This window comes from Hydrogenophaga atypica (genome assembly GCF_042665215.1).
In the GTDB taxonomy this organism is placed as follows: domain Bacteria; phylum Pseudomonadota; class Gammaproteobacteria; order Burkholderiales; family Burkholderiaceae_C; genus Hydrogenophaga; species Hydrogenophaga defluvii_A.
Genome location: NZ_JBHTCA010000037.1, coordinates 1 through 25,614 on the forward strand (window position 1 = coordinate 1; position 25,614 = coordinate 25,614).

Sequence of the window (25,614 nt, forward strand, 5' to 3'; positions counted from 1 at the left end):
GACCCAGAAAAGGTCTGGGCGTACGATCCCCTCTGGCGGTCTACCGGGACCTGCTCCTGAACAGTCCCCAACACTCCACCCTCGTTCATTGAAACCAAGGGTGTTGCACTTCAGATTTGAATCCGCCCCTCATATGTGTAGCCACCTCGTTGTCGCTTCATGCATTTTGGTATCCGCCGTCGGTTGCACTGCGCACGATTTAACATCGTCCGCAATTGCCAAGCAGTTGGTCGAGAGTAAAGGTAGCTCGGTTAGCCTCACGGCTGCCGTGCCTGGCGCTTGGGAAAAGGTTTGTGTCCTAGGCCCATATTCAAACAACGACACAGCGAAACAAACATTGGGGTTTGAGTGGAACGCTGAAGAAAAAACCTCCATTCAAACCAACGAGGGCATTTCCTTGCTTCTTTTTGTGCAAGACAAGCAGGTTGTCTCCTACGTAGAGCATCCACGCAATCATGGTGACTTCAGCAATTTAACAACGCAGTGTTTTCCGAGAGAGAAGGCACAGTTTATTTATGACCCAAAACCCACCAATGGCTGGCCCGGTCTGTTCCCAAAAAATGTGGCATAACCCGGCGCTCAACCTCGCTCCCTCCGGTCGCTGGATGCTGCGCCGTAAAGCGGCGCAGCGCCGGTCAGTTCTACGTTAGACCGCAGGCAGCTTATGGTCGATTTTCCAGTGCTGGAGACATCCCGACTCACACTGCGTGAGGTTGTGGAATCGGATGCGGCGCATATTCTTCGGATTCATGGCGACGCCGAGCACATGAGATGGTTCGGATCGGATCCGATTCGCGACCTTGACGGCGCCTCAAAGTTGATCGCTCTGTTTGCCAGCTGGCGGAAAGAGCCGGTTTCCGGTGCACGCTGGGCCGTGACGTTGAGAGATCGGCCAGGACTGATCGGTACATGCGGCCTGTTTCGCTGGAATCGAAACTGGAGGTCCTGCACCGTCGGTTACGAAATCGCGCCGGCGCATCAGGGCCGTGGGTACGTGAAAGAAGCGCTGAAAGCCATTCTCACCTGGGGTTTCCGAGAGATGCGGTTGAATCGAATCGAGGCGCAGGTACACCCTGACAACACGGCATCTCTGGCCTTGCTCGAGGCGCTCGGTTTTCTGCAAGAGGGGCGGCAGCGGGAAGCCGGGTACTGGGCGGACCGGCACCACGACCTCCTGCAGTACGCTCTGCTCAATGCGCAGTGGCGTACGGCGAATGTGGACTGAGCTTTTGCCGCAGTGGACGGTTTCACCCAGTTGATTGATTTGGATTGTTGCTCATCATCTGGTGCTCCCTGAACTGGGTCGGCGAGCAGTGGTCAACTTTTGGCCCTCAGTGCGCGTGCCCATGGTCGTCGGGTCGGGGCGGCAGTGGCACGCCGGTCAGTTCGGCGCGGGCTTGACGCACCACCTGCCAGCCGGCGCTCAGAGCCAGGGTGGCTATGACGGCGGCGACGGCCAGATCGGGCCAGGCGCTGCCGGTGCCGAACACGCCTGCAGCGGCCAGCATCACCGCCACGTTGGACAGGGCGTCGTTGCGGGTGCACAGCCAGACGCTGCGCATGTTGGCGTCGCCGCTGCGAAAGCGGTAGAGCAACACGGCCACGCCGGTGTTGGCCAGCAGGGCGATGAAGCCGATCACGCCCATGGTCAGGGGCTCAGGCACGGCCCCAATGTGCAAGACCCATCCGGCCTTGAGCAGCACAAACACGCCGTAGCCCAACATGCACACGCCCTTGAGCAAGGCGGCGCGGCTGCGCCAGCTCAGCGCCAGGCCCAGCACGGCCAGGGACAGCGCGTAGTTGGCGGCGTCGCCGGCAAAGTCCACGGCGTCGGCCAGCAGCGACACCGAATCGGCCTGCAAGCCGGCCCACAACTCGACCACAAACATGGCGGCATTGACCACCAGGGCGACCCACAGGGCACGCCGCCAGCGTGGGTCGTGGTTGTCGGGGGTGGTGTGGGCGGGGGTGTTGGTGGTGGCGTCGATGTGGCAGGAGGTGCAGGCCATGGTGTGCAGGAAAAATGAAGGTGTGAGAGGATTGGAAACCTTCAAGTGGGTTGAAAGTCAAGCATGTCCGCCCCCGCACCAGCCAGCACCCCGGTTCACCGTATTGGCGAGACCGCCAAACGCTGCGGCGTGAGCGCCGCCAACATCCGCTACTACGAAGCCCAGGGCCTGCTGCCCGCGCCGCCACGCAGTGACGGCGACTACCGGCTTTACAGCGAGGCCGATGTGCACCGTCTGCGCTTCATCCGCTTGTGCCGGGCGCTGGACATGTCGCTTGACGAGGTGCGCACCCTGGTGGGGCTGGACCTCAACAACAAGTCCGACTGTGCGACGGCGCGGTCGGCGCTGGATGCCCACCTGCAGCATGTGCGCGAGCGCCTGACCGAGTTGCGTTCGCTGGAGCGCGATTTGCGTGGACTGCGGGAGCGCTGCGATGGCTCGGACGACCAGTGCCACATCATTGAGGCCTTGCACCAGCGGGCCGATGAGAGCGCCGTGCCAGAGGGTGTGCCGCCGCTGCGGCGGCGCCACCTGTAACGGCTACCGCTCCAGTTGGGCCTGGGCCTTGTCCAGCCACATCTGCAGGCTGTCGAGCAAATCGACCTGGCTGAAGGAGCAGCTTTCTTCGGCGAACAGCGCCGACGATTCGAGCCGGTCCAGCAGACCCAGCAAGACCTCGCTGTACCGTGCTGGCAAGGCCCCGAGCAAAGCCTGCGACCGCCGTGCTTGTGCCGAAAAATCGTGCACGCGCAGGCTGCCACTGCGCAGGGCTTGCAGGCCAGCGCGCAGTGCGGTGAGTTCGGTGTGTGTTGTGCTCATGGTGTCACCCGTTGGGGTGCCAAGGGTTGGGGCGTTGGGGTGGTCAGCAGCACCAGCAAACCCAGGCCTGCAAACACCGCACCCAGCCACGGCAGTTGGTCAAAACCCAAGACGGGGCTGCCCAGCCCACCCACGGCCGCGCCCAGCGCGGTGCCGAAGTACAGCATGGAGGTGTTGAGGCTCAGCAGCAGCGGCGCCTGGGGTGGCGAGACGCTGGCCAGGCGCGACTGCTGAGGTGCCATCATGCCGAAGCCACACACGCCCCAGGCCACCAGCGCCAGCAACAGCGGCAGGTACAGGCCCTTGGTCAGCGGCACCAGCAACATCATCAACAGTAGGCCACTGAGCTGCACGCGCAGCGAGGGCAGGGCGCCAAAACGGTCGGTGGCCCAGCCGCCCGACAAAGTGCCGGCCACACCCGCCAGACCAAACACCACCAGGGTGCCCGAGAGCTGGGCCGGGCTCAGCGGCACCAACGACAGCAGCACCGGGCCGATGTAGGCAAACACGCTGAAGATGGCGGTGAAGTAGAACAGTGTCATGGCCAGGGTGCGCAACACCTCGCCCCGGCGCAGCAAGGTGCCCAGGCCTTTGAAGCTGGAGCCCGGCGCGTTGACGTTGGCCGGCATCAAACGCCACACCAGCACCATCATCACCAGCAGCAGCACCAACACGCCCATTTGGGGCCAACGCCAGCCGTGGGCCAGGCCTATCCAGGCGCCCAGCGGCACGCCGATCACGTAGCTCAGGCTCATGCCGAGGAAGGTGGTGGACAAGGCCTTGCCGCGCTGCGCTGGCGGTACCAGGGCCACCGCAATGCCTGCGGCCAAGGGCGTGAACGAGGCCCCCGCGCCCATCAACACACGGCCCAACAACAGGGTGCGCAAGTCGGTGGCCAGCACCGACACCAGCACGCCCAGCGCGAACGTGCCCAAGGTGGCCAACACCGCTGTGCGCCGCCGCCAGCGCCCGGCAAGCACCAGCAGCACCGGGGCCAGCAAGGCGGTGGCGAAGGCATAGGCCGTCATGTTCTGGCCCACCGCCTGCACGGGCTGTTTCAGGTCGGCCGCCACCTGTTCCAGAATGCCGCCCAGACCAAAGGCGCCGGTGCCCAGCACCAGGTTGCACAGGGCAAACAGGTACAGCAGGCCGGGCAGGCGGGAGGAGGCAGCGGGCTGGTCAGACATGAAAACGGGCCGATGAATCGACCCGCGATCATGCCAGCAAGCCGCTCAGGCTGCAGTCAAACGGGCATCTCAGTGGCCCAGGATCTTGGACAGGAAGTCCTTGCTGCGTTCGTTCTGCGGGTTGTTGAAGAACTCGTGCGGCGTGTTCTGCTCCACGATCTGGCCCTGGTCCATGAAGATCACGCGGTCGGCCACGGCCTTGGCAAAACCCATTTCGTGCGTGACACAAATCATGGTGATGCCCTGGTTGGCCAGCTCGATCATCACGTCCAGCACTTCCTTGATCATCTCGGGGTCCAGGGCCGAGGTGGGCTCATCGAACAGCATGATCTTGGGCGTCAGGCACAGCGCGCGCGCGATCGCCACACGCTGCTGCTGGCCACCCGAGAGCTGCAGTGGGTACTTGTCGGCCTGCTCGGCAATGCGCACCCGCTTGAGCTGCGCCATGGCGCGTTCCTCGGCTTCCTTCTTGGGCAGCTTGCCCACCCACATGGGCGACAGTGTGAGGTTCTCCAGCACCGTGAGGTGGGGGAACAGGTTGAACTGCTGGAACACCATACCGACTTCCTTGCGCACCTGGTCGATGGCCTTGATGTCGTCGGTGAGTTCCACTCCGTCCACCCTGAGCGTGCCTTGCTGGTGTTCTTCCAGGCGGTTGATGCAGCGGATGAGGGTGGACTTGCCCGAGCCAGAGGGCCCGCAGATGACAATGCGTTCGCCTTTGGTCACGCTCAGGTCGATGTCTCGCAACACGTGGAAGCTGTTGCCGTACCACTTGTTGACTTTTTCGAAGGTGATGATGGGTTCGCTCATGGCTGGCCTCAGCGGAGTTTGTTTTTGTTGACCTGGCGCTCGACCCACTGGCTGTAGCGTGACATCGAGAAGCAGAAGACGAAGTAAATCAAGGCGATGAAGAGGTAGCCTTCGACCTTGTAGTGTTTCCAGTTAACGTCGGAGTTGAGTGCCATGTCGAGCGAACCGGTGAGTTCGTACAGGCTCACGATGGCGACCAGCGAGGTGTCTTTGAACACCGAAATGAAACTGTTCATGATGCCAGGCACCACCAGTGCCAAGGCCTGAGGCAACACGATCTTGCGCTGGGTCTGCCAGTAGCTCAAACCCAGTGTGGCGGCGGCTTCAATTTGTCCCTTGGGAATGGCCTGCAAACCACCACGTATGACTTCGGCCAGGTAAGCGGCCGAAAACAGGGTGATGCCGACCAACACCCGCACCAGCACGTCGATGGTCAGACCCTGCGGCATGAACAACGGGAACATGAAGGAGGCCATGAACAACACCGAGATCAATGGCACACCTCGGACCAACTCGACATACAGGGTGCAGAAGCTGCGGATGGCGGGCAGCGCCGAGTTGCGTCCGAGTGCCACGACCATGGCAATGGGGAAGGCCAGGGCAATCGACAAGGTGGCCAGCAACAGCGTCAGTGGCAGGCCGCCCCAGCGGTCGGTTTCCACTTTGGTCAAACCCAGTGTTCCGCCGCTCATGAGGACAAAAAACAAACCCAGCACCAGCACCCACAACACGGGCAACCAGGCCTTCCAGAAGGCGCGTATGCAACTCAGCACCAGCAGCACCATCACAGCCAGTGTTGCCACCAGCGGGCGCCATTGTTCGTCGAACGGGTAGCGTCCGAACAAGATGAGGCGGTATTTCTCCGTCACCACACCCCAGCAAGCGCCCACCCCAGGGGCGCGACACGCATCGGCTACCGGCAACCACTGAGCGGAGAAAAGCGCCCAGTGCAGCAGTTGAGGCAGGTACCACAACAGCAGGCCACCGATGAGCAAGGTGGACAACGAGGTGGGCAGGTCGCCAAACAGGTTGCGCCTTGCCCAGGCGATGGGACCAACGCCGGCGCCGGGGGCGGGGCGGGGTTCGATGGGGGTAAAGGTCTGGCTGGTCATCAGCGTTCCTTGATGGCCGCGCGGGCGTTGTACCAATTCATCAACATGGATGTGCTGAGCGAAAGGGTGAGGTAGACCAGCATCACGATGGCAATACATTCCACCGCCCGCCCGGTTTGGTTCATGGCGGTGTTGGCGATGGACACCACGTCGGGGTAACCGATGGCCACCGCGAGCGAGGAGTTTTTCGTGAGGTTGAGGTACTGGTTGGTCAGCGGCGGAATGATGACGCGCAGCGCCTGCGGCAGGGTCACCAGTCGCACTTCCTGACTCCGGCTCAGCCCCAATGCCGCTGCCGCCTCGCCTTGGCCACGCGGCACCGACATGATGCCCGCGCGCACCACCTCCGCAATAAATGCGGTGGTGTAGACGGTCAGCCCCAGCAGCACGGCGGTGAACTCGGGTGTGAGGGCGCCACCGTTTTCGATGGCAAAGTCACCTTTGTGAGGTACGTCCATGGCGGTGGGCGCGCCGCCCAACAGCCATCCCAGCAGAGTGCTGGTCAGCACAATGGCCAGTGGCACCAGGTACAAGCTGGGCGGCTGGCCGGTGGCCTCGAAGCGCCGACGTGCCCAGCCACGGTACAGCACCGTCAGCGCCAAGCCCAGCACCAGCGCTGCAGCGGCCCACACGTGACCCGTGGCCCAGATGGGTATCGGAAAATTCAACCCACCTTTGCTCAGGAAAAACGGCCCCAACTGCCAGGCCTCGGTGGCTGCAGGCAGCACCTCGGTCAACAGCAGGTACCACATCAGCAACTGCAGCAGCAGGGGGATGTTGCGAAACAGCTCGACGTAGGTCAGGCACAAGCCACGCACCAGTGCGTTGCGCGAGAAGCGGCCAACCCCAATCAGGGTTCCCAGCACGGTGGCCAGCACAATGCCGAGCAGGGCCACGCGCAAGGTGTTGCTGATACCCACACCGAAGGCGCGAAGGTAGGACTCGGACGAGTCGAAGGCGTAAAGGCTTTCGCCGATGGAAAAACCGGCCGATTGGGTCAGAAAATCAAAGCCGCTCTGGATGCCACGCACCCGCATGTTGAGCAGCGTGTTGTGGGCAAGAAACCAGACCACAAGCGCGATCAGAGCCAGTGCGATGCCCTGGTAGGCCAGACCGCGGAACGCCTTGCTGCGCCAGGACCAAGCCTGACTTTTTTTGGGAGGGCTGTTGGGTGGGGCCATGAATCAAACGTCGCGAATGAAAAAAGGGGCCGCCCCCGCATGGGGGGCGGCCAAGCGATTCAACTGCGGAGTCGTTCGGTGCTCAACGCACCGGGTAGGCGTACATCAGACCGCCTTGTTTCCACTGTTTGTTGAGGCCACGGGGCAGACCCAGGGCCGACTTTGGGCCAACGTTGCGTTCGAAGATTTCGCCGTAGTTGCCGGTGGCTTTCACGGAACGCAGCAGCCACTCTTTGTCCAGCCCCAGCAGCTTGCCCATGTCTTCATTGCCAGCACCCAGCAGGCGCTGCACCACGGGGTCGGTGCTGCTGCCCTTGAGCTGGTCGGCATTGGCTGCGGTGATGCCATATTCCTCGGCTTCAATCAGACCGTAAATCACCCACTTGGCAATGGCAAACCATTCATCATCGCCACGGCGCACCAGCGGGCCCAGCGGTTCCTTGGAAATGAGGTCGGCCAGGATCACGTGGTCGGCCGGATTGGCGGCCTGTTTGTTGCGGATCGAGGCCAGCCCGGAAGCGTCGGTGGTGTAGGACACGCAACGACCGGCAAAGTAGGCCGCGGTGGCGGCTTCTTCTTTCTCGTACACCACGGTTTTGATGTTGAGGTTGTTGGCCTTCGAGTAGTCGGTCAGGTTTTTCTCGGTGGTGGTGCCGGACTGCACACACACGGTCTGGTTCTTGAACTGTTTGGCGCTGGTGATCTTGCTTTTGACCGGCACGATGAAGCCCTGACCGTCGTAGTAGGTCACCACCGTCTGGGTCAGGCCCAGCGAGGCGTCGCGTGTGAGCGTGAGCGTGGTGTTGCGCGAGAGGATGTCGAGTTCGCCCGACTGCAGGGCGGTGAAGCGTTGCTGTGCTGTCAGAGGCACGTACTTGACCTTCTCGGCATCACCCAGCACGGCGGCGGCGATGGCACGGCACACATCAACGTCGAGCCCGCTCCACTTGCCGTTGGAGTCGGCCGCCGAGAAGCCGGCCAGACCAGTGTGCACGCCGCACACCACCTGACCACGCGCTTTGATGGCATCCAGCGTTTTGCCAGCGTGTGCGGGCAAGGCGGCGAAGGTGGCGGCAAAGGCCACAGCAGCGGCGAGGTGTTGGGGTTTGAATGTCATGGGTGACTCCTTTGGTTGCGTGTTGATTTTTTGTATGGCTTGGGCATGTCGTTGCGGCCAAGCGCGGAACTGTAACGTGGGGCAAAAGCAGGCAGCATCGGGGTTTACGCTGGCGCTTTATGCAAATGCCTCATGGGGTTTTCACCTCGTGCGCCCAGCGGTAGATGCAGGTTCCATGCCACATGGGGTGCGTTCCGGCGCTAACATGGCCCCAATGCAACATCGTTCACAGTCCATCCACAGCCCAGGCGCCCAAAAGGGGCTGGCCCGACTGTGGCAACCCCGCCGCACCTTGTTTTGGCTGATGGTGGCGGTCAACCTCTTGTCCACACTCTGGGGGTGGCTGTTGCGCAGCGACACGCTCAATACCTTGGGCATGGCGGTGGTGGGGGTGTTGGCGCTGAGCAACGCCCTGGCCGGCATGTGGCTGGCCTGGCGCTTGTTGCGCGGCGACTGAATCCGAGACTGGGGCTCAGGCCGGCCGGGGCACGATGTGCCGGTAGGCGTGCCAGGTGGCGTGCCCAATCACCGGGCCACTGACCAGCAGGCCCAGAAACGCCGGCAGCATGGACAGGCCGATCACGACCGTGATCAGCCCGCCCCACAACAGCATGACGCCGGGGTTTTGCAGGCTGGCCCGGATGCTGGTGAGGCCGGCCGAAATCGCGTCCACCTTCCGGTCCAGGATCATGGGAATGGAGATGACGCTGGTGACAAAAATCAGGCCCGCAAACACGGCGCCCACCACCACGTAGGTGATCAGGAAACTGATGTTCTCGGGTGCGATCAGGGCGGGCAGCAGCTTGTCGGTGCTGGGCATGGTGTTGAAGGTGACCGCAAACACCACCAGCGACGCGCGGCCCCACAACATCTCCAGAATCAACAGCACGCCCGCGAAGATGGCCATGGTGCCTCGGGTGGGGCGCCAGGCCACCAGCGATTCACCGAGGCGGGGCGCTTGGCCCTGTTCCAGTGCGCGGCTGGCGTGGTAGAGGCCCAGGCAAAGAAAGGGCCCCATCAACAGAAACCCCGCGCTCAGGGCCAGCACGTAGGCCGGTGCGGTGCGAAACACCCAGAGCAGCGCGTGGCCCATGACAAAAAAACACAGGCCATAAAACAGGCCCAGCTTGGGCGCTCGCTTGAAGTCGGCCCAGCCCAGCGCCAGCCAGCGCAGCGGATCGGTCGGGCGCAACGGGGTCAGGGGCAGCGAGAAGATGGACGGCCCCTGCTCTTCGGCCGGAGCCTGAGTGTTTGACGTGGTGGGCTGTTCAGGTTCGGTGGCGGCGTTCATGGGGGCGTGCATGTGAGGCAGTGGCCTGAACATACCGCACGGGGTAGGCTTGTGGGACTGTGGTTTTCCCGCCCGCATACACTGCCGCCATGAGCGCCCATTTCCTTCCTCCGTGTGTGCCGTTCGACCGGCTTTTGCCCACCGTTCAACAACAGGGATACGCCGTGCTGGACGCGCGTTCCGTGCAGCAGTGGGCGGGCCTGTCGGCCCAGTCCCTGGCTGCGCTCCAGCCGGCCTGGGACGATCTGCCCAGCGATGCCTACCTCAAAGACGGTGGCCGCTACCGGCGCCGCCGCCACAGCTGTTTTGTGGTGGACGGGGAGAAGGTGGAACAGGCGCCCCACCGCGCCCACTGGCAGCCCGTGGCCTACAACGCCTTGCACGGCGGCATGCTGCGCTGGTTCGAACCCATGGACCCCGCCGTGGTGGCCAACCCCACTTGGACGCAATTGCTGCGGCAGCTGGCGGCGGCAGCGTCCAGCCTGAAGGGCCAGCAGCCCTGGTACATCGAATCGCACCTGTTCCGCATCGACACCACCGACGGCATTGGCCGGCCCACCCCCGAGGGCGCGCACCGCGATGGCGTGGACTTCGTGGCGGTGTTCATGGTCGGGCGCCACCGCATCAAGGGCGGTGAAAGCCGTGTGTTTGAAGCCCAGGGCCCCAATGGCCAGCGCTTCACGCTGACCGAATCCTGGTCGCTGTTGTTGCTGGACGACGAGCGCGTGATCCATGAGACCACGCCCATCCAGCCCGTGGACGGGCCGGATGGCCTGGGTTGGCGCGACACGCTGGTGATCACCCTGCGTGCCGGCGGTTTCCAAGAATGACTTACTGAGGGACGAAACCCGTTTCTTTGATGATGCGGGCCCACACCTTCGCGTAAGAGGCCTCCCGCGCAGCCAGCTGCTGGCTGCTGCTGAAGCCCACGGTCAGGCCCATGGCCGTCAGCTTGGCACGCACGTCCGGCTGTGCCAGCGTTTTCTGCAGGGCGGCGCCGAAGGCTTCGATGGTGGCGGCCGGTGTGCCAGCGGGCGCGAAGATGCCGTAGTAGGGCACGTCCTCGAAGCCGGCCAAGCCCAGCTCGGCAAAGGTGGGCACGTCGGGCAGGGCGGCCTGGCGTTTGTCACCCAGCACCGCCACCACGCGCAGCTTGCCGGCCTTGTGGTTTTCGATGAAATCGGGCACCGAGGCCACCCCGGCCGGGATCTGGTTGCCCAGCATGTCGGCCATCATGGGCGCGCTGCCACGGTAGGGTGCGGCCACCAGATCCAGCTTGTACTTGCCGCCAATGACCTTCACCAGGAATTCGGGCACCGATGCCGGCGCGGGCACGCCCACCGAGCCCTTGCCCTGCTGCTGCGTCCAGGCCACGTACTCGTTGAAGCTCTTGGCCGGTGTGCCGCCCGAGACGGCGAACGCGTTGACAAACGTGGCAAAGCCGGCCACCGGCACAAAGTCCTTGGCGGGCTCGTAGCCCGCGTTTTTCATGACCAGCGGCAGGATGGAGATGCTGTGGTCGTGCGAGAGGAAGAAGGTGGTGCCATCGGGCGCGGCGGCCTTGAGGGCCTGAGCGGCGATCTGGCCGCCGGCGCCGGGTTTGTTGTCCACCACCACGGTGGCGCCCAGTGCGTCCTTCAGGGGTTCGGCCAGGATGCGTGCGATGGCATCGGTGCCACCACCCGGCGGAAAACCCACCATGAGTTTGATGGTTTTGCCACTTTGGGCGTGGGCGAGGTTGCCCATCAACGTGGCGGCAACCAGGGTGGCACCCAGTGCGCAACGCAGCAGGGGCCGGCGGGACAGTCGGGACATGGGAGGACTCCTGAATAACGGCCGCGCAAGGTCGCGCGGACCCGGAACCTTACCGCAATTTTTTGGGCACAACGCGTGCGCCGCAAGGGTGGTCAGCCCCGAATCGGGCCGGGCGCCACCAGCAAGGCAACGGCTTCGCGCAGGTGGGGCGGCATGCGGCGCCAGCTTTCGCTGCCGGGTGACACGGTGTAGCGCCGACCGGCCGGTAACAGGTTCAAGCGCACGCCCAGCATTTCGAGGCGTTCCCGGCTTTCAACGTCTTCGAAGTTGCTGCGCAACTGGCGGCCGTCGAGCAGGGTCACGGCGCCACGGCCCACCACCTCAATGCCCACGCCACGCTCGATCACCAGCGCGGTGTCCTCGTCGATGCCCACGCCCAACATGTCGGGGCGCTGGGCCAGCACCGACAGCAGCCGACCCAGGCGGCCACGCTCGGAAAAATGCTGGTCGATGATGGCGCGCGACACGAAGCCCAGGCCCAGGTCCAGCTCGGCGGCTTCTTTTTCCGGCAGGCGGGGGGCATCGCCTTGCGCGAGCATATGGCGCGACAACACGGCCGCGCCCGCGCTGGTGCCGGCAATGCAGCAGCCTCGCACATGAAACGCGGTGTGCAGGGCGCGGAAGGCCTCGGTCTCCCACAGCAGGGCCATCAGCCGGCTTTGATCGCCGCCAGAGATGAACAGACCATCGGTGTCGAGGATCTGGTCCACCACGGCGGCGCTGTTGGCGTGCTCCAGGGTGGGGATGTCGAGGTGGGCAGTGTGCTGCACCCCCAGCTCGGCGAACACGCCCTGGTAGGCCTGCCACACACCTTGGGGGTCGCTGCTGGCGGCCGACAGCACGCGGATGCGGGCACCGGCCCCACCACACAGCTCCACAAAACGGCGCAGGATGATGCGGTCCTGCATGCGGTCTTCAGCGCCGCCAATGGGCATCAGCCGGCCCAGGCGGCGCGGGAGTGCGGGGGGTGTTGGGGTGGTTTGTGCCTGTGCGTGGGGCACCAGCGGCGCCAGGGCCGCCAGTTGCACCAGGTGTCGTCGTTGCAGCATCTTGGGTGGCTTGGTGAGAGTGCGTGCATTATCCCCGCGCGGTGTGGACGCCCGCAGCAAGCACAATGTCGGCTATGGCCGAATTCCCCCTCCCTGATGACTGCCCAACACCGGCGCGGCTGCTGCCGCCCGACGACACCCAGCGCGTGCTGCTGCACAACGAGGTGCATGCCCGACCGTCCGCCCGCATTCGCCTGCCCGCGTTGATCGTGTTCGTGGCCGTGCTCAATGAGGGGGTGAGCCGCGAGCAGGAGTGCGAGCACCTGCGACGCCTGCCGGGGCAGGGCCATTTGCCGCTGGACAGCCTGCAAGGCAATTTTCTGCGCCTGCGTTTTGAGCAGCACACGCTCAAGTGGGAGCGGCACACCGAATTCACGCGCTACTCGTTGGTGCAGGCTTTGCCCGAAGAAGCTGGCCTGGGCGCGGCCGTGCCCGACCTGTTGCGTGGTCTGGCGGTGCCCGCTGAATGGCTGGCCAACATCCCTGGCCGCACCGTGGCGGCCATACAGCTGGCCATGGCGAACGCGGACTGGCCCGACGCCACGCCGGCCGCCCACGCGGCCTTGATGGCCCAGGCCCAACGCTGGTTGGGGCGCGACAGCCTGGTGGCGTCGCAGCTGGGGGGTGGGCATTCGTGGGCCTTGACCGACTTCGCCCTGCGTGACGATGGCTTCGAGCGCATGTTGGTCATCGCGCCACCGGGCACCACCGAAACCCGGGCCGGACGCATTTCGCAACGCCTGCTGGAGCTTGAAACCTACCGCCTCATGGCCTTGCGTGGCTTGCCGGTGGCCAAGGCTTTGTCGCCCACGCTGGCCGATGCCGAGCGCCGACTGGCGGCCATCACCGCGCAGCTGGAAAACAAGAGCACGTCCGAGCAGGCGTTGCTGGACGAACTGGTGTCGGTGGCCGCCAGCGTGGAGCGCGCCACGGCCGAACACGCCTACCGTTTCGCCGCCACCCGCGCCTACGACACCTTGGTGTCTCAGCGCATTGCCGAGCTGCGTGAAAAAGCCATTCCAGGTACCCAGACCATCGGCGAGTTCATGCAGCGGCGCCTGTCACCCGCCATGGCCACCGTGGCGGCCACGGCGCAGCGCCTGGCCTCGCTGTCTGAGCGCATTTCACGCACCAGCGACCTCTTGCGCACCCGTGTGGACATCGTCACCGAGGCCCAGAACCAGCAACTGCTGGAAAAACTCACGCGTGGGCAGGAACTGCAGTTGCGCCTGCAAAGCACTGTGGAAGGCCTGTCCATCGCTGCCATCTCCTACTACGTGATCAGCCTGTTGCTCTACCTGGCCAAGGCCGGCAAAGCCGCTGGCCTGCCGCTGCACCCCGAGCTGGCCGCCGGCGCGCTGGTGCCGGTGGTGTTGTGGGCGGTGTGGCGCACCACCCAGCGCATCCACGCCAAATTGCACCGCGCCGATCATTGAACCGTTTTTGACCTCGGAGAACCCATGAACGTCCTCGTCCTGCACGGCATCAACCTCAACATGTTCGGCAAACGCGACCCCACGCAGTACGGCACCGCCACGCTGGCAGACATCGATGCGCAGCTACTGGCCCTGGGCCAGGAGCTGGGCGTGGCTGTGGAGACCTTTCAGACCAACTTTGAGGGTGCCATGTGCGAGCGCATCCACCAGGCCCATGCCGATCAGGTGGACGCGGTCGTCATCAACGCCGGCGCCTGGACCCACTACAGCTACGGTATCCGCGATGCACTGGCCATCCTGGCCTGCCCCATCGTGGAGGTGCACATGTCCAACGTGCACGCGCGCGAGCCCTTCCGCCACCATTCGGTGATCGCTGACATCGCCCAGGGCCAGATCGCCGGCTTTGGTGTGGACAGTTATTTGCTGGGCTTGCGCACGGCGGTCAACCACGCGCGCAAGGCGAACTGAGCGCCTGGGATGCCCATGAAAATAGCCCCCCGCCATGACAGCGAGAGGCTTTTATTGATGTGGTGCCGGAGAGAGGAGTCGAACCCCCGACCTTCTCATTACGAATGAGTGAATAGGGGTGTTTGCCTGTGTTGATGGGCATAGGTAGAATCTATAAAAATCAACAACATAGACGGATTTCTTGGCTTGCTTGTGTTGATCTGGATTTGCCTTTTTTGGTCAAATTTGCCTACAGATTGCCTACAAGTAGTTGAGTGCCGTTGTCGGAAATATGGCAACAGGTTCAAACCGAGTGCGATTGACGGCTGGCAGGGTCGATGCCTTCGCTTGCCCGCCTGACAAGGCGCAGGCCTTTTTGTGGGACACCGAGGCGCCGGCCTTGATGTTGCGGGCTACCCCTTCCGGGCGCAAGACCTACGCCTTTGAAGGCAGGTTGAACGGCGCCACCATCCGCGTGAACATTGGCACTGCTGCCGACTGGATGCTGGACAAGGCCCGCAAGCGTGCCGCCGAGTTGAAGCAGATGATCGACGGTGGCACCGACCCCCGCGAGGTGGAGCGCCAGAAGGCCGCCGAAGCGGCCGCAGCAAAAGCAGAGCAGGCGGCCAAAGCGTTGACGGTGGGTGACCTCTGGCCGAGCTACATGGCCAACGGCAAGCCGAAGCGGCGCGAAGCATGGAAGCCGCGCTACCTGGCCGATCTGCAGAAGATGGCCGCCGCTGGTGGCGAAAAGAAAAAGCGTGGCACTGGCCTGACCCGGCCAGGCCCCATCTTCCCGCTGCTTGCCATGCCGTTGGCTGAAATCAACGAGGACACGCTGAAGGTGTGGCACGACCGCGAGGCCAAGGCCGGCAAGCACCAGGCTGCCCGCGCACTGATGATGTTCCGGGGCTTCTTGCGCTGGTGTGCCGGTCGGCGTGAGTACCGCGATCTGGTGGACTCTGATGCAGGTCGGGCGCCTGCCATCTTGGACACTTTGCCGAGCACAGGCGAGAGCCGGCGCACCGATGCCCTTGAGTCGGCCCAGGTGGCGGGATGGTGGTCGGGCGTGATGCAGTTGGCCAACCCGGTGGCATCGGCCTACCTGCGCACGCTGTTGCTGACCGGCGCGCGGCGTGAGGAGGTGGCTGCCCTCAAGTGGGAACACATCGATTTCCGGTGGCGCAAGGTCACGCTGGCGGACAAGGTGGGCGACACCCGCACCATCCCGCTGTCGGCCTACCTCGCCTGGCTGCTGGGCAGCCTGCCGCGCAAGAGCGAGTTTGTTTTCGCGAGTGCCAGCAAGTCCGGGCGCCTGACCGATCCAAGGTCCAGTCATCAAACAGCACTCAAGAGCGCGGGAATCGACCACTTGACCATCCACGGCTTGCGCCGCTCCTTCGCCCTTTTGGGTGAGGCGGCTGGCGCGCCTGCCGGTGCCATTGCCCAGGTGCAGGGGCACAGACCCAGTGCCACAGCCGAGGGGTACAAGCCCCGAAGCATTGATGCCCTGCGCCCCTACGTCGAGCAGATCACCGCGCATGTGCTGACCCTGGCGGGCGTGAAGTTTGTGCCAGTTGACGAGGTCGGCAAGCTGCGTGTGGTGGTCGCATGAATAGTGCAATGCGTAACGCAACGCGATACAATAAGCCGTGATCAAGTCATTCCGTCACAAAGGGCTGCAGGCCTTTTTCGAGCGCGGCACGAAGGCCGGCATTCAAGCCGCCCATGCGCCCAGGCTGGCGCGCCAACTGGCCCGCTTGAACGAGGCCAGCAGTCCTGCCGACATGAATCTGCCCGGCTGGCGTTTGCACTCCCTGAGCGGACGCGACCTGGCCGGGCACTATGCCGTGTGGGTGAATGGCAATTGGCGCATGACGTTCACCTTTGAGGGCGTCCATGCTGTGCTGGTGGACTACCAGGACTACCACTGACCGACCGGAGAACCACACCATGACCGAGATGTTCAACCCCCCGCACCCTGGCCTGACGCTGCGCGAGGATGTTCTCCCTGCGCTGGGTCTGACCGTGACCGAGGCCGCCGAACAGTTGGGCGTGGCGCGCGTCACGCTGTCCCGGCTGTTGAACGGACACGCTGCCGTCTCCCCTGAAATGGCCCTGCGCCTGGAGGCTTGGCTGGGCAAGGATAGGGGTGGCGATGCACGCTTGTGGATGGGCCAGCAGACCGCCTATGACATGTGGCAGGCAGGGCTGAAGTTCAAGAAAAAACCGTTGCGCGTGCGGCCGGCGCCGCTGATGGCGGCCTGATTCAGTTTTGCCCCAGCTAGGCGCGCGAACCGAAAAGCGGGTTTCCCTGACCCGCCTGCTGGAGCTTCTATTTTCGGGGTTGCACTGAGGGAGTGCACATGGACAAGTACGACAAATCCAACGCGCAGATGATCATCGACGGTTCAGGGTTGTTTGGACCCGGTGGTGCTTATGACGGGCTGAACTTTCTTCGGATTGATGACCGTGGTGTTTGGCCGGACAAGGACGGGTGTGCGGATGTCAGTTTCTGGCTGCCGCAGTACCTCTGGAAACCTTGCTGGGATTTGGAAGATCATCCGGACGAACCCAATGATCCGAATCATGAACCGGGGTTGCCCTTCCCATTCGATGAGTACCAGTTGGCCGCCTGGATGATGGGGGGCCTTGGGGGCGATATTGCTGGCCACTACGGTGACTGGGACGCCGGCCCCGATCGTGAACTGCTTGCACACCCCGATGCACGCAAGGCCCGCCGGGGTGTAACCCGGGCGTTCGCGATTGTTCGTACTGCATCAGCAGTTGTCGGAGTGCAGCCAACTGAAAAACAGAACCAGTGGCGCGTCGCTGAAGACGAGTACGGCCGTGTGCTGGCGGAGGCCGAAGCGAGAGAGGGCAACATAGACCGCGCTCGCGCGCTCTTGATTGGGCTTCGAGAGCAGGTAGAGGCATTGAAGGTTGAGAGTGATGCTGCCTTTGAGTCCTGGCGTCGTGCGATGGTGAGAAAGATATTCGACGGTCGGCGGACCGCCATGATGCTCATAGTGCAGACAACGCCGGAATATCAGCGTGACGAGGCGGATGTAGAGGCTGCATTCAAGCGGCTGGATGATGTCAAGGTGGCGCCGGACACCGGGAGTAAGAACAGTGGCGCAGTGCGTAAGGCAAAGCAAAAGGTTGAGTGGGCGCAGGAGGCCATTGAGCGGCTGCGTGGCGACGCATGGTCGCCGCCTAAAGTGCTAGAGCTTCTTCCCGCTAACACAGGCGGGGCAGTGTCAGACGATGAACAGAAATTTGATTCCGTACTTCCAGACACCCCCGACGCATTGGAAGAAGAGGCGGCGTTGTTTGATGGCTTTGATTTGGTAGCCCTGGGTCATGAACTTGATGCGGGGCGCTGGTCGTCACTACCAACGGTTCAAGCCAAGCACGCCGCAATGCTTATGGCTGGTATCAATCCAGACCATTACCCTGACCCCAATCAAGCCTCACCGCCAAATGCTGATCTTCCAAGGTACAGGAGCGCCTTGAACACCCTTGAGAGCCATGGGCACGATGGAGTCAAGCGATCGCTCCGGGACTGGGTGGGGCTAGCGGAGCTTCACGGTCTACAAATCGACCCTCGGGTACGTGTGGCCGTAGAAAGAACGGTGGTTCCGTTAAGCGCCGGATTGGAAACTGCATCTGCGAGCGAAGTGGACGGCATTCAACGCCAAGGCGCCCGCGAGGCCCAAGATTCAGACACCCAAATAGAGCAAGTCCTTGACTACAAGGTGCTTGCGATGCCCGACAAACTGCTGTCAGTCTTCGGGGGTTTTGGGCTGAAAGCGTCACATTTTGAGAAGCTACAGGGCCCACTCAAACGAGCACAGAAAGTGCCCGGAAAGCCTGGTCGTGGCGGCTACCCCGGCTTGTTCTGTCCATATGAGGTGATGGCCTGGATGGCCAAAAGAGAGCGTTTTCAGATGTCGGAAGCAACAGGATGGCGCCTTCTCGAAGGTCACTTTGAAGCCACCTACGTCAAGTTCAGCATCATCGATCCACGCTCGAGAGACCATTGACCAGTCACAGGTTTGCCGGTGGTTTTGGTGGCATATACCGGCGATTCGACCCAAAAATGCCGGTGATCTGTCTATGAGAAATGACGGCGATTTGATATGAGAAAAATCGCCGGCATCGCAATGCAGTCGTGTTCAACAAGCCCAAGGAGGGCGACATGTCTGCAAAGCAAATTCAACTCGTGCCGCTGACGCAAGAAACGCGTAGTGCACTCCCAACCGCCGAAGCTGCGGCGCACCTCAATCGTGCCGAACAGACGCTCCGTCTGTGGGCAATGCGCGAGGATGGCCCCGTCCGCCCGGTGCGTGTCAACAAGCGTTTGGCCTGGCCCGTTGCGGGCATCAAGGCAGCACTGGGGGTGGTCTGATGTTCGCGCCCACCTTCAACCGCAAAGAGTTCTGCACCACGCAGGCCGAAGCCGCGCGCGCTGGTGCCATGCTGCAGCACATCGAGGCCGACGACGGCAAGCCGCTGCTGGTTCTCAGCCGCGACGCCTTCACCGGTCAGTTCACCAGCCTCTCGGATGTGCAGCGTGTCCTGTCCACGTTGACGGCCGAGAAGGAGGTGGCTCATGTCTGACAAACACCAGCAGCCCCGCCCGCCCAAGAAAAAACCCCAAGGCGGCCAGGCCAAGGGGTTTCAGAAGTCCGGTGCACATCACAAAGCAAAGGACCAGCAGCAGTTTACTGCCGGGGCCCACGGCGCGCAACCTGAAGGCCGTCGCCACATCGTGCATGCCCTCGATACCGAGGCCCAAGTCCAACTGTTGTTGGCAATGCTGCTCCTGGCCAATCGCGGTACATACGAGCTGCGTGCGGCTGGCATTTCTCATCCCGCCGGCCGTGTTCGTGAGTTGCGGCGCCGTGGCTTTGTGATCGAAACCCACCTCGTCGCCGCCGTCGATTCCGACTCGTTCGTGCACCAGCGTGTGGCGTACTACGAACTGGTGAGCGAGCCCACCATGGCAGAGGTGACGCTGTGAGCAACATCATCCCCAGCAGCGGCGCAGCCCTGACCATGACCAGCAAGGAAATGGCCGACCTGACCGAGAAGCGCCACGACAGCGTGAAACGGACCATCGACACCCTGGCGGAAAAGGGTGTCATATCCTACCCACAAGTTGTGGATGGGGAAAAATCGGCCAACGGCGTGGTGGAGAAGCTGTACCGCATCGGCAAGCGCGACAGTTACATCATCGTGGCCCAGCTCTCGCCCGAGTTCACCGCCCGGTTGGTGGACCGCTGGCAGGAGCTGGAGGCCGACGCCGCCGACCCAATGAAGGCGCTCAACGACCCGGCCAAGCTTCGCCACGTCCTGCTGGGCTACACGGAGAAGGTGCTCGCGCTGGAGAGCCGGGTGGATGCATTGACCCCGAAGGCCGAGGCGTTGGACCGACTGGAGACTGCCAGCGACGGCAGTTTCTGCCTGAACGACGCCGCCAAGGCCTTGCAGGTTCCGCCGCGCAAGTTCACCGCTCGTCTGCAGCAGATGGGTTGGATTTACCGCCGTCCGATGGGTTCGACTTGGTTGGCTTATCAGGACCGCCTGAAGATGGGCGTGATGGAGCACAAGGTCGTCACCGGCGAAAAGTCTGATGGCACCGAATGGGTGTCCACCCAGGCCCGCGTGACAGCAAAAGGAATGGCAAGGCTCGCACTCTTGATTGGCGGTGAGCAAGTCGATTCGTGCACGCAGCCCAAGGCCGGAAAACAGGCTGCGGCGACGGGAGGCTAACCATGTTGGCTCCAAACTTCTCCCACATGCCCGCTGCCTTGCGCCGCGTGCCTCGCTGGGTCTGCCACAAGGCCAAGGTGCCTTATGACCCGTCCGCACTGCGCCGCAAGGCCAGTGTGGTCGACCCCGCAACATGGGGTACTTTCGACCAGGCCCAGACCGCCTACGAGGAAAGCGAGGGCAATCGCGATGGCGTCGGTCTGGTGCTGGCCGGTGACGGCATCGTCGGCGTGGACCTGGACCACGTTGTTCACGACGGCGCGCCCGATCCTGCGGCCATGGCCTTGCTGGCCCGCATCGGCTGCCAGTTCATCGAGCTGAGCCCGTCCGGCACTGGCTTGCATGGTTGGGGCTACGGGCCGAACATCGGCGGTCGCCGTGGAAAACTGGATGGCATCAACGTCGAGCTTTACAGCCAGGGCCGCTACCTGACCATGACCGGCCGCCCGCTGAAGGATGGTCCGCTGGTCGAACTGTCGGGCTTCGCTGCGGTGGCTGATGCACTGCGTGGCTCTGATGAGAACTCCACCTACAGAAGAGAACAGAGGAGCACAGAGGATGACAGCAGTCATCTTCCGTTCTCTTCTGTAGGTCTTCCGCACCAGACTCTGCCCGCCATCGAGGGCGAGCGCAACAAGAAGCTGTTCGAGCTGGCCCGCTGGCTCAAGGGCACCCGCGCAGATGCGACCCGCGATGAACTGCGCGTGATGGTCCAGGAGTGGCACCGCCAGGCGCTGCCGGTTATTGGCACCAAAGACTTTGCCACCACCTGGATTGACTTCCTGCGGGGTTGGGAGAAGGTGCGCAGCCCACACGGTGCCACGCTGGCGGCGATCTTGAGCGGCATCGATTGCGGCGCGCCGCTGCCTGACACCATTGTGGCGCTCGGTTACGGGGAGGCAGGCAACCGCCTCTATCGCATCTGCATGGCCCTTCAGGCACACGCTGGTGACCAGCCGTTTTTTGTCTCGGCTCGCCAGGCAGGCGAAATGACCGGCATGCACTTCACCGACGCCAGCAAGGTGCTGTCGGCTTTCGTGGCTGACGGTGTGCTGGAACTTGTGGTGCGCGGTGTTGGCCGCGTTGCAAGCCGATACCGCTTGGCCCAGGCGAACGGGGGCCAAACATGACCATAGTGGAAACCATGCCCCACAAGTACTTGCACCGCTGCGACACCTGCGTTTCTCACATCGGCCATGAGTGCCTCAACGCGGTTGCGTTCGTGGTGGATGGCCATCCCAATGAACTGCGAGCGCCTCTTCCCGATGACCTGTGCACCGACTACTCGGCCGAGCCCGACCTACTCACGGATCGGCTGATAAAGATTCTGACCAGCAGGCCGGTGTGAAACAGCACAACCAAAGCACAAACCAACATGACGACACGCAAACTTCCTGCCACAGCTTGGCGACCGGGTGAAAGCGGAAACCCGCGCGGCCGCAAGCCCGGCACCGGCGAGGTGGCCAAGCTGCGTGCCGCCATCTCTGCTCGCGTGCCCGAGTTGCTAGACACGCTGATGACAAAGGCCTTGGACGGTGATGTGGGTGCTGCCCGCCTGCTGCTGGAGCGTGCCGTCGCTCCCCTGAAGTCTGTTGACCCTGCCCAGGTGCTCAAACTGCCTGGCTCCACGCTGACCGAGCGTGGCCAGGCGGTGCTGGGCGCCATCGAGGCTGGCGAGCTATCGCCTGGCCAGGGGGCGGCCCTGATTGGGGCGATTGGCTCGCTGGCCCGGGTGACTGAAATTGATGACCTCGCTGCCCGCGTGGCGGCATTGGAGAAGACACATGCCAAGACTTGATAAACGGGTGCGCAAGCTTGAAGAATCGGCCGCGCACGTTGACCTTGAAGCCTTGACCGACGACGAACTGATGCAGTTCGCCGGGAAGCATTGGAAAGTGCCGCCGTGGGGTTCCCGTCAGAGTGTGGCCGCCGTGCTGACCAAGGTGCTACGCAAGCCAAGCCCGTTCCTGCCCGTGCAGCGCGATCTAGATTTCCACGGTGACCCCAAGGAGGCATCATGAGTAGCCTGCTGCAGCGCATCTCAAAGCTGGAAGAAGTAGCCCCAAAACCAGATGAGGGCTGTGCTCTGGCCATTACGGCGGAAACCGAAACGCCTGAACAGGCTATCGCGCGGGCCAAGGCTCAGCGTCCCCGGTGCCGCAAGTACGTCGCATTGTGCTTCGTTACCCCAACGCACGGGGTTGACTACAGCAAAGCCATTTCCAAGGTCAACTGTCATGTTGGAAATGATCATGGCCAGCCTTGAAACCAGACTGGCCGCCTTGGAGGCGAGCGTCAACGATGGCGATGACTACACCCACCCACTGACAGATGCAGAGCGCGCGGTGAGGCTAGCGCACACGCTCAACGGGCCTGACACGGCGAGGCGGCGCGAGGTTGTGGAGTTCCTGCAGCGCACCGGTGCCAGTAATTCAGATTTGCCACCGAACGGTGGTACCTGAGCGAGGCTCAATGCCCGGAATGACGGGGGATTTCCGTCAACTGGTTGAGCTCGCTGATAGACGAATGGCATCGGTCGTGTGTCCGGAGAATCAGCCTCTGTGCTTGCCCCTTCCTAGGAGGGGTTAAAGGATGAGGGGAATTCATAGCTTGTTTCTGTGTGGTGCTGTGCCTCCTGCCGGGGTCTCTGGCCACCCAACTGATTCGTAGTCTGCCCCTCAATCGAGTAGGACGCTGAACACCAGACCAGCGATGGCAAGTGATATGAGCACGTAAAACCACGTGTTGTCCGATGTGTTAGCACTGACGCGGTGAGCCTCCGGAGAAATTGCCGCTGGCACAGTTGCAGGCGCGGAGGTACTTTGCGCGGTAGGTGGCTGTGCAGCGGTCGCTAGGGGTGGCGAGCCATGTGAAAAAACTGTGGTGCAAACCGGGCACCTGATCCGTTTTCCGTTTGACGGCTCCAAGACCGCACTAAGTAATGCATTGCAGCTCGGGCACTTTGCGTCGACACGAACACCTAGAGGTCGTGATGAGATGTCTTGTGACGCGGCTGTTGCCGGCGCTGTATGGCGTAGCGCGGACTGAGAATCTGCCGTCACCCCATACTGAAATGGCAGCTTGCAGAGCCTGCAACGCACATACTCGCCAGCCTCAATTGCGTGGTCTAGGGTTTGGATGGCGCCGCAGTGCCCACACACAACGGGGAGCCTTGTTGATTTCGACTGTGAAGGCTTTTGGTGTCCCAGGTTCTGATTGGCTTGTGGTGGTGCCTGAGACCCTGCCGGCTTGTGCGTTTGGGGCGGTGACGGCTGAGTGCTTGGCAGAGGGCTGCGTGTTTCTGAGTTTGGATTAGAGGCCAGGATAGAGGTTGGGCCAGGATCCTTGCGAGCGATCAGTCTACTTTCGAGTCCATCAGACGCGCTGAAAACGCACTCGCAAACGGGGCACCGCACTCGAAGATCGGCAAGCCTACCGGTTTCAAGGGCCGAAGTCAGCTTTGCGCTGCAACCGGGACACGTCAGATCAATCCGCGCCAGTGATTGTTCTCGCTCGCGCTTTGGTTCGGGTGGAAGTGGCGTTGGAGGCCGCTGCGGTTGCGGTGGCGGTGGTACGGCCTGGAACCCCGCCGACCTCACAAGACCTGGTGGCGGTCGGATTGGTGATTGTGATTCGGGGTCGTGTTCCTCTCCAAAATCGAACTTGCGGCCGTGCTCCTTTTCGTGACATGGGCGACAAAGCGTGACTAAGTTGCTTTTTTGATTTGTGCCGTAATTGCTCAGGTAGACGATGTGGTGAACATCAAGCTGGACGCCTTTTGCGCCACACAGTTTGCACGCGCACTTGTCTCTTTGGCGTACTGCATAGGCAACAGTTTTCCAGTTTGACGGGTAGGACCACCGGGGTGGACCGTTCATACGCAGCAGTCCGCGTCGGAAAGCCCGCATCATTTTGAAATTCTTGTTCCGGTTCGCTGGGTCAGTAAGTAGTCTGTTCAACCATCCGGGTAGGGCACCATCCACCGCTGAGTCCATGTCGCCCAACCGCTGCGCGGCACGGCGCTGCTTCCATTCCTCGTCAGATTCGAGATCGGCATAGGCCCTTCGCTCCATGCCGCGCCCCAGCATCTCAGCAATCCTCTCCTTTGCAGCGGAGGCAGGCTCCGGGCTGTCGTTAAGGTAGTGAGTGCATCGGCCGCAAACGCCTATGTCATGAGTCTCGAATTTCAGGCGCTGAAATTTTTGCAGGCAAATGCGGCACATCGCCATGTCGACAACCTCCTATTGGGTGGCAGAGCGTGGTGCCCGGTTGCCGCTCCCCTGATCTGCGAAACCCTAGGCGAGGGTGCCGGTGGCGATACCAGGACTGACACTGCCGCCATTGCTGTCGAGGATGACTCGCCCCGAACGCCGACTCAATCCGTCGCGGACATGCGTCTGATAGAACCCAAGAACAATTCGTGTTGGAAATCTACTTCGCTCAGCGGCTGTCTGCGCAATTCGAGCGGCAGCGGCTTACGTTTGAAGATGGCGGACAGTGCGGTCACAGGGCTGCCAACGATGTAGCGCAACCATGCTCTGCGGTTGTCCCTGCGCTCAAAGCGGGCGACGTAACGCAGGTACCTCTGACTCAGAGCGGCCGCTTGTTCTTCGCGACGAAGAAGGAAGCACCAATTAGACGCGACATCTGATGCGGGCTGTGTCTGCATTGATGCTCCTTATGAGTTGGATCGGCGGCTACACGACGACGGACACTGCAACCTTTGCTCCCAGTGGTGACATAGCTCGCTCAGGGACCGACAGGCTCAGTGTAGCGAATCGGCACCACCGCGCGGTTGGGCAGGCGTAGCCCATGCGGTCGAGTCATGGTCAACCTGTTGATCGAACGAGCTGCGCTTGATTCGCAGGGAGCCAGCGCGTTGGGCCAGCATCACGCCCTCCAGTGCGTAGGTCGCTTTGGCCAAGGCCATCACCAGCTCAATGGACACGTCGCCGGCCGCCTGCTTCGCCTGCAGCGCCAACAGTTCCTCCATTGCGCGCTCGGCATCGTCGTTGGCTTGGGTGAGGTCGTCCATGGCGGCATTGTGAACGAATGACAAGCCGGGGCCTCCCGGGTTCATGGGAGGGCAGGACCACTCGGCTATCCTGCTGGCCATGTGCAATCGCTACGTCTCGCCCACTGACGCCCACATCGAACAAGTGTGGGGGATCGGCGCGCGCAACCCTTGGCGCGGTGGTGGCGTGTTCCCTCGGTCGCCAGGCCCCTTCATCCGTTGTTTACGCGATGACACAGGCTACAGCCGCGAGATGGTGGTGGGCCAGTGGGGCCTGATCCCGTGGTTTGCGAAGGCGGCCAAGCTGCCGTACAGCACCAACAACGCACGCTCTGAGGAACTGGCGGCCAAGGCCAGCTACAAGCACCCATGGGCGCGCGGCCAGCGCTGCATCATCCCGGCCGTGTCGTTCGATGAACGTAAGCGGTCATTGAACTACGTCTTTCCACAGAGTGCCTGAGAGAGGAAGCTACGTGTCCATGTAGAACAAGGTGGACGCGTATGTCAGAGATCGATTCAGAGGTGGTACGACGCCTGGTCACGGGG

35 protein-coding genes are annotated in these 25,614 nt (G+C 62.6%); 21 read left to right on the forward strand and 14 right to left on the reverse strand.

Going from position 1 to position 25,614, the window contains the following annotated elements; all coding sequences use genetic code 11:
* The coding region (locus ACFQPB_RS22125) for a hypothetical protein (RefSeq protein WP_382228138.1) at positions 1-571 on the forward strand (571 nt) is incomplete at its 5' end.
* Positions 572-664: 93 nt separating this feature from the next.
* The gene (locus ACFQPB_RS22130) at positions 665-1,225 is read left to right on the forward strand and encodes a GNAT family N-acetyltransferase (RefSeq protein ID WP_382228141.1); all 561 of its coding nucleotides are present in this window, start codon (positions 665-667) and stop codon (positions 1,223-1,225) included.
* 106 nt (positions 1,226-1,331) lie between these two features.
* Here the strand turns inward: ACFQPB_RS22130 and ACFQPB_RS22135 are convergent, their stop codons facing one another.
* Positions 1,332-2,009 (reverse strand): cation efflux transmembrane domain-containing protein, encoded by a 678-nt coding sequence (locus tag ACFQPB_RS22135; RefSeq protein WP_382228144.1) that lies wholly within the window; start codon positions 2,007-2,009, stop codon positions 1,332-1,334.
* Positions 2,010-2,072: 63 nt separating this feature from the next.
* Between ACFQPB_RS22135 and ACFQPB_RS22140 the strand changes: the two genes are divergently transcribed.
* Positions 2,073-2,546 (forward strand): Cd(II)/Pb(II)-responsive transcriptional regulator, encoded by a 474-nt coding sequence (locus ACFQPB_RS22140; RefSeq protein ID WP_382228147.1) that lies wholly within the window; start codon positions 2,073-2,075, stop codon positions 2,544-2,546.
* A gap of 3 nt (positions 2,547-2,549) precedes the next feature.
* Here ACFQPB_RS22140 and ACFQPB_RS22145 read toward each other — a convergent pair whose 3' ends face one another.
* From ACFQPB_RS22145 to ACFQPB_RS22170, 6 genes are all read right to left on the reverse strand, one after another.
* A complete protein-coding gene (locus ACFQPB_RS22145; RefSeq protein ID WP_382198033.1) occupies positions 2,550-2,828 on the reverse strand; it encodes a hypothetical protein in 279 nt (92 codons plus the stop codon).
* On the reverse strand, positions 2,825-4,015 hold the full coding sequence (locus ACFQPB_RS22150; RefSeq protein WP_382228150.1) for an MFS transporter: 1,191 nt from the start codon (positions 4,013-4,015) through the stop codon (positions 2,825-2,827). The genes ACFQPB_RS22145 and ACFQPB_RS22150 overlap by 4 nt, the downstream gene beginning before the upstream one ends.
* A gap of 69 nt (positions 4,016-4,084) precedes the next feature.
* A complete protein-coding gene (locus tag ACFQPB_RS22155; RefSeq protein WP_382228153.1) occupies positions 4,085-4,828 on the reverse strand; it encodes an amino acid ABC transporter ATP-binding protein in 744 nt (247 codons plus the stop codon).
* Between the two features lie 8 nt (positions 4,829-4,836).
* Positions 4,837-5,940, reverse strand: a complete 1,104-nt coding sequence (locus ACFQPB_RS22160; RefSeq protein WP_382228156.1) for an amino acid ABC transporter permease — start codon at positions 5,938-5,940, stop codon at positions 4,837-4,839.
* Positions 5,940-7,121 carry an amino acid ABC transporter permease gene (locus ACFQPB_RS22165; protein WP_382228159.1) on the reverse strand — a complete coding sequence of 394 codons (1,182 nt, stop codon included), beginning with the start codon at positions 7,119-7,121 and terminating at the stop codon, positions 5,940-5,942. The genes ACFQPB_RS22160 and ACFQPB_RS22165 overlap by 1 nt, the downstream gene beginning before the upstream one ends.
* An 82-nt stretch (positions 7,122-7,203) precedes the next feature.
* Entirely contained in the window at positions 7,204-8,238 is a 1,035-nt protein-coding gene (locus ACFQPB_RS22170) for an amino acid ABC transporter substrate-binding protein (protein ID WP_382228161.1), read from the reverse strand.
* A 214-nt stretch (positions 8,239-8,452) separates the two neighbouring features.
* Between ACFQPB_RS22170 and ACFQPB_RS22175 the strand changes: the two genes are divergently transcribed.
* Positions 8,453-8,695, forward strand: coding sequence for a hypothetical protein (locus ACFQPB_RS22175; RefSeq protein WP_382198045.1), 243 nt, complete (start codon positions 8,453-8,455; stop codon positions 8,693-8,695).
* Positions 8,696-8,710: 15 nt separating this feature from the next.
* Here the strand turns inward: ACFQPB_RS22175 and ACFQPB_RS22180 are convergent, their stop codons facing one another.
* Positions 8,711-9,541: a DUF2189 domain-containing protein gene (locus ACFQPB_RS22180; RefSeq protein WP_382228165.1), complete on the reverse strand. Its 831-nt coding sequence runs from the start codon at positions 9,539-9,541 to the stop codon at positions 8,711-8,713.
* Between the two features lie 77 nt (positions 9,542-9,618).
* Between ACFQPB_RS22180 and ACFQPB_RS22185 the strand changes: the two genes are divergently transcribed.
* A complete protein-coding gene (locus ACFQPB_RS22185; protein WP_382228168.1) occupies positions 9,619-10,359 on the forward strand; it encodes a 2OG-Fe dioxygenase family protein in 741 nt (246 codons plus the stop codon).
* A 1-nt stretch (position 10,360) separates the two neighbouring features.
* Here ACFQPB_RS22185 and ACFQPB_RS22190 read toward each other — a convergent pair whose 3' ends face one another.
* The gene (locus tag ACFQPB_RS22190; RefSeq protein WP_382228170.1) at positions 10,361-11,344 is read right to left on the reverse strand and encodes a Bug family tripartite tricarboxylate transporter substrate binding protein; all 984 of its coding nucleotides are present in this window, start codon (positions 11,342-11,344) and stop codon (positions 10,361-10,363) included.
* Positions 11,345-11,436: 92 nt separating this feature from the next.
* Positions 11,437-12,393 (reverse strand): cyanophycinase, encoded by a 957-nt coding sequence (locus ACFQPB_RS22195; RefSeq protein WP_382228173.1) that lies wholly within the window; start codon positions 12,391-12,393, stop codon positions 11,437-11,439.
* 74 nt (positions 12,394-12,467) lie between these two features.
* On the opposite strand from ACFQPB_RS22195, the gene ACFQPB_RS22200 reads away from it, so the two are divergent.
* The 14 genes from ACFQPB_RS22200 (at position 12,468) to ACFQPB_RS22265 (ending at position 22,075) form a co-directional block, all read left to right on the forward strand.
* Positions 12,468-13,829, forward strand: coding sequence for a DUF3422 family protein (locus tag ACFQPB_RS22200; protein WP_382228175.1), 1,362 nt, complete (start codon positions 12,468-12,470; stop codon positions 13,827-13,829).
* Between the two features lie 24 nt (positions 13,830-13,853).
* A complete protein-coding gene (gene aroQ / locus ACFQPB_RS22205; RefSeq protein ID WP_382228177.1) occupies positions 13,854-14,297 on the forward strand; it encodes a type II 3-dehydroquinate dehydratase in 444 nt (147 codons plus the stop codon).
* Between the two features lie 292 nt (positions 14,298-14,589).
* Entirely contained in the window at positions 14,590-15,891 is a 1,302-nt protein-coding gene (locus ACFQPB_RS22210) for a tyrosine-type recombinase/integrase (RefSeq protein ID WP_382228179.1), read from the forward strand.
* 37 nt (positions 15,892-15,928) lie between these two features.
* On the forward strand, positions 15,929-16,210 hold the full coding sequence (locus ACFQPB_RS22215; protein WP_382228182.1) for a type II toxin-antitoxin system RelE/ParE family toxin: 282 nt from the start codon (positions 15,929-15,931) through the stop codon (positions 16,208-16,210).
* Positions 16,211-16,229: 19 nt separating this feature from the next.
* Positions 16,230-16,544: a HigA family addiction module antitoxin gene (locus ACFQPB_RS22220; protein ID WP_382228185.1), complete on the forward strand. Its 315-nt coding sequence runs from the start codon at positions 16,230-16,232 to the stop codon at positions 16,542-16,544.
* 98 nt (positions 16,545-16,642) lie between these two features.
* A complete protein-coding gene (locus ACFQPB_RS22225) occupies positions 16,643-18,322 on the forward strand; it encodes a hypothetical protein (protein WP_382228188.1) in 1,680 nt (559 codons plus the stop codon).
* A 155-nt stretch (positions 18,323-18,477) separates the two neighbouring features.
* Complete coding sequence (locus ACFQPB_RS22230) at positions 18,478-18,687, forward strand: DNA-binding protein (protein WP_382228191.1); 210 nt, start codon at positions 18,478-18,480, stop codon at positions 18,685-18,687.
* Positions 18,687-18,899 carry a hypothetical protein gene (locus tag ACFQPB_RS22235; protein ID WP_382228194.1) on the forward strand — a complete coding sequence of 71 codons (213 nt, stop codon included), beginning with the start codon at positions 18,687-18,689 and terminating at the stop codon, positions 18,897-18,899. Before ACFQPB_RS22230 ends, ACFQPB_RS22235 begins: the two co-directional genes overlap by 1 nt.
* The gene (locus tag ACFQPB_RS22240) at positions 18,892-19,302 is read left to right on the forward strand and encodes a helix-turn-helix domain-containing protein (RefSeq protein WP_382228196.1); all 411 of its coding nucleotides are present in this window, start codon (positions 18,892-18,894) and stop codon (positions 19,300-19,302) included. The genes ACFQPB_RS22235 and ACFQPB_RS22240 overlap by 8 nt, the downstream gene beginning before the upstream one ends.
* A gap of 35 nt (positions 19,303-19,337) precedes the next feature.
* On the forward strand, positions 19,338-20,054 hold the full coding sequence (locus ACFQPB_RS22245) for a phage antirepressor KilAC domain-containing protein (RefSeq protein WP_382228199.1): 717 nt from the start codon (positions 19,338-19,340) through the stop codon (positions 20,052-20,054).
* A gap of 26 nt (positions 20,055-20,080) precedes the next feature.
* Positions 20,081-21,184, forward strand: a complete 1,104-nt coding sequence (locus tag ACFQPB_RS22250; protein ID WP_382228201.1) for a hypothetical protein — start codon at positions 20,081-20,083, stop codon at positions 21,182-21,184.
* Positions 21,181-21,402, forward strand: a complete 222-nt coding sequence (locus tag ACFQPB_RS22255) for a hypothetical protein (protein ID WP_382228204.1) — start codon at positions 21,181-21,183, stop codon at positions 21,400-21,402. Before ACFQPB_RS22250 ends, ACFQPB_RS22255 begins: the two co-directional genes overlap by 4 nt.
* A gap of 27 nt (positions 21,403-21,429) precedes the next feature.
* Complete coding sequence (locus tag ACFQPB_RS22260; RefSeq protein ID WP_382228207.1) at positions 21,430-21,852, forward strand: DUF5681 domain-containing protein; 423 nt, start codon at positions 21,430-21,432, stop codon at positions 21,850-21,852.
* Positions 21,839-22,075, forward strand: coding sequence for a hypothetical protein (locus ACFQPB_RS22265; RefSeq protein ID WP_382228209.1), 237 nt, complete (start codon positions 21,839-21,841; stop codon positions 22,073-22,075). The genes ACFQPB_RS22260 and ACFQPB_RS22265 overlap by 14 nt, the downstream gene beginning before the upstream one ends.
* Positions 22,076-22,095: 20 nt before the next feature.
* On the opposite strand, the gene ACFQPB_RS22270 is transcribed toward ACFQPB_RS22265, so the two are convergent.
* Positions 22,096-22,308: a hypothetical protein gene (locus ACFQPB_RS22270; RefSeq protein ID WP_382228212.1), complete on the reverse strand. Its 213-nt coding sequence runs from the start codon at positions 22,306-22,308 to the stop codon at positions 22,096-22,098.
* On the opposite strand from ACFQPB_RS22270, the gene ACFQPB_RS22275 reads away from it, so the two are divergent.
* On the forward strand, positions 22,307-22,516 hold the full coding sequence (locus ACFQPB_RS22275) for a hypothetical protein (RefSeq protein WP_382228215.1): 210 nt from the start codon (positions 22,307-22,309) through the stop codon (positions 22,514-22,516). The genes ACFQPB_RS22270 and ACFQPB_RS22275 overlap by 2 nt on opposite strands.
* Before the next feature lie 216 nt (positions 22,517-22,732).
* Here ACFQPB_RS22275 and ACFQPB_RS22280 read toward each other — a convergent pair whose 3' ends face one another.
* The 3 genes from ACFQPB_RS22280 to ACFQPB_RS22290 form a co-directional block, all read right to left on the reverse strand.
* Positions 22,733-24,283 (reverse strand): HNH endonuclease, encoded by a 1,551-nt coding sequence (locus ACFQPB_RS22280; RefSeq protein ID WP_382228217.1) that lies wholly within the window; start codon positions 24,281-24,283, stop codon positions 22,733-22,735.
* 146 nt (positions 24,284-24,429) lie between these two features.
* Entirely contained in the window at positions 24,430-24,723 is a 294-nt protein-coding gene (locus ACFQPB_RS22285) for a hypothetical protein (RefSeq protein ID WP_382228220.1), read from the reverse strand.
* A 96-nt stretch (positions 24,724-24,819) separates the two neighbouring features.
* Positions 24,820-25,089, reverse strand: a complete 270-nt coding sequence (locus tag ACFQPB_RS22290) for a hypothetical protein (protein WP_382228223.1) — start codon at positions 25,087-25,089, stop codon at positions 24,820-24,822.
* A gap of 79 nt (positions 25,090-25,168) precedes the next feature.
* Here ACFQPB_RS22290 and ACFQPB_RS22295 point away from each other — a divergent pair, with 79 nt between their 5' ends.
* Complete coding sequence (locus ACFQPB_RS22295; protein ID WP_382228225.1) at positions 25,169-25,528, forward strand: SOS response-associated peptidase family protein; 360 nt, start codon at positions 25,169-25,171, stop codon at positions 25,526-25,528.
* Positions 25,529-25,614: the final 86 nt, after the last annotated feature.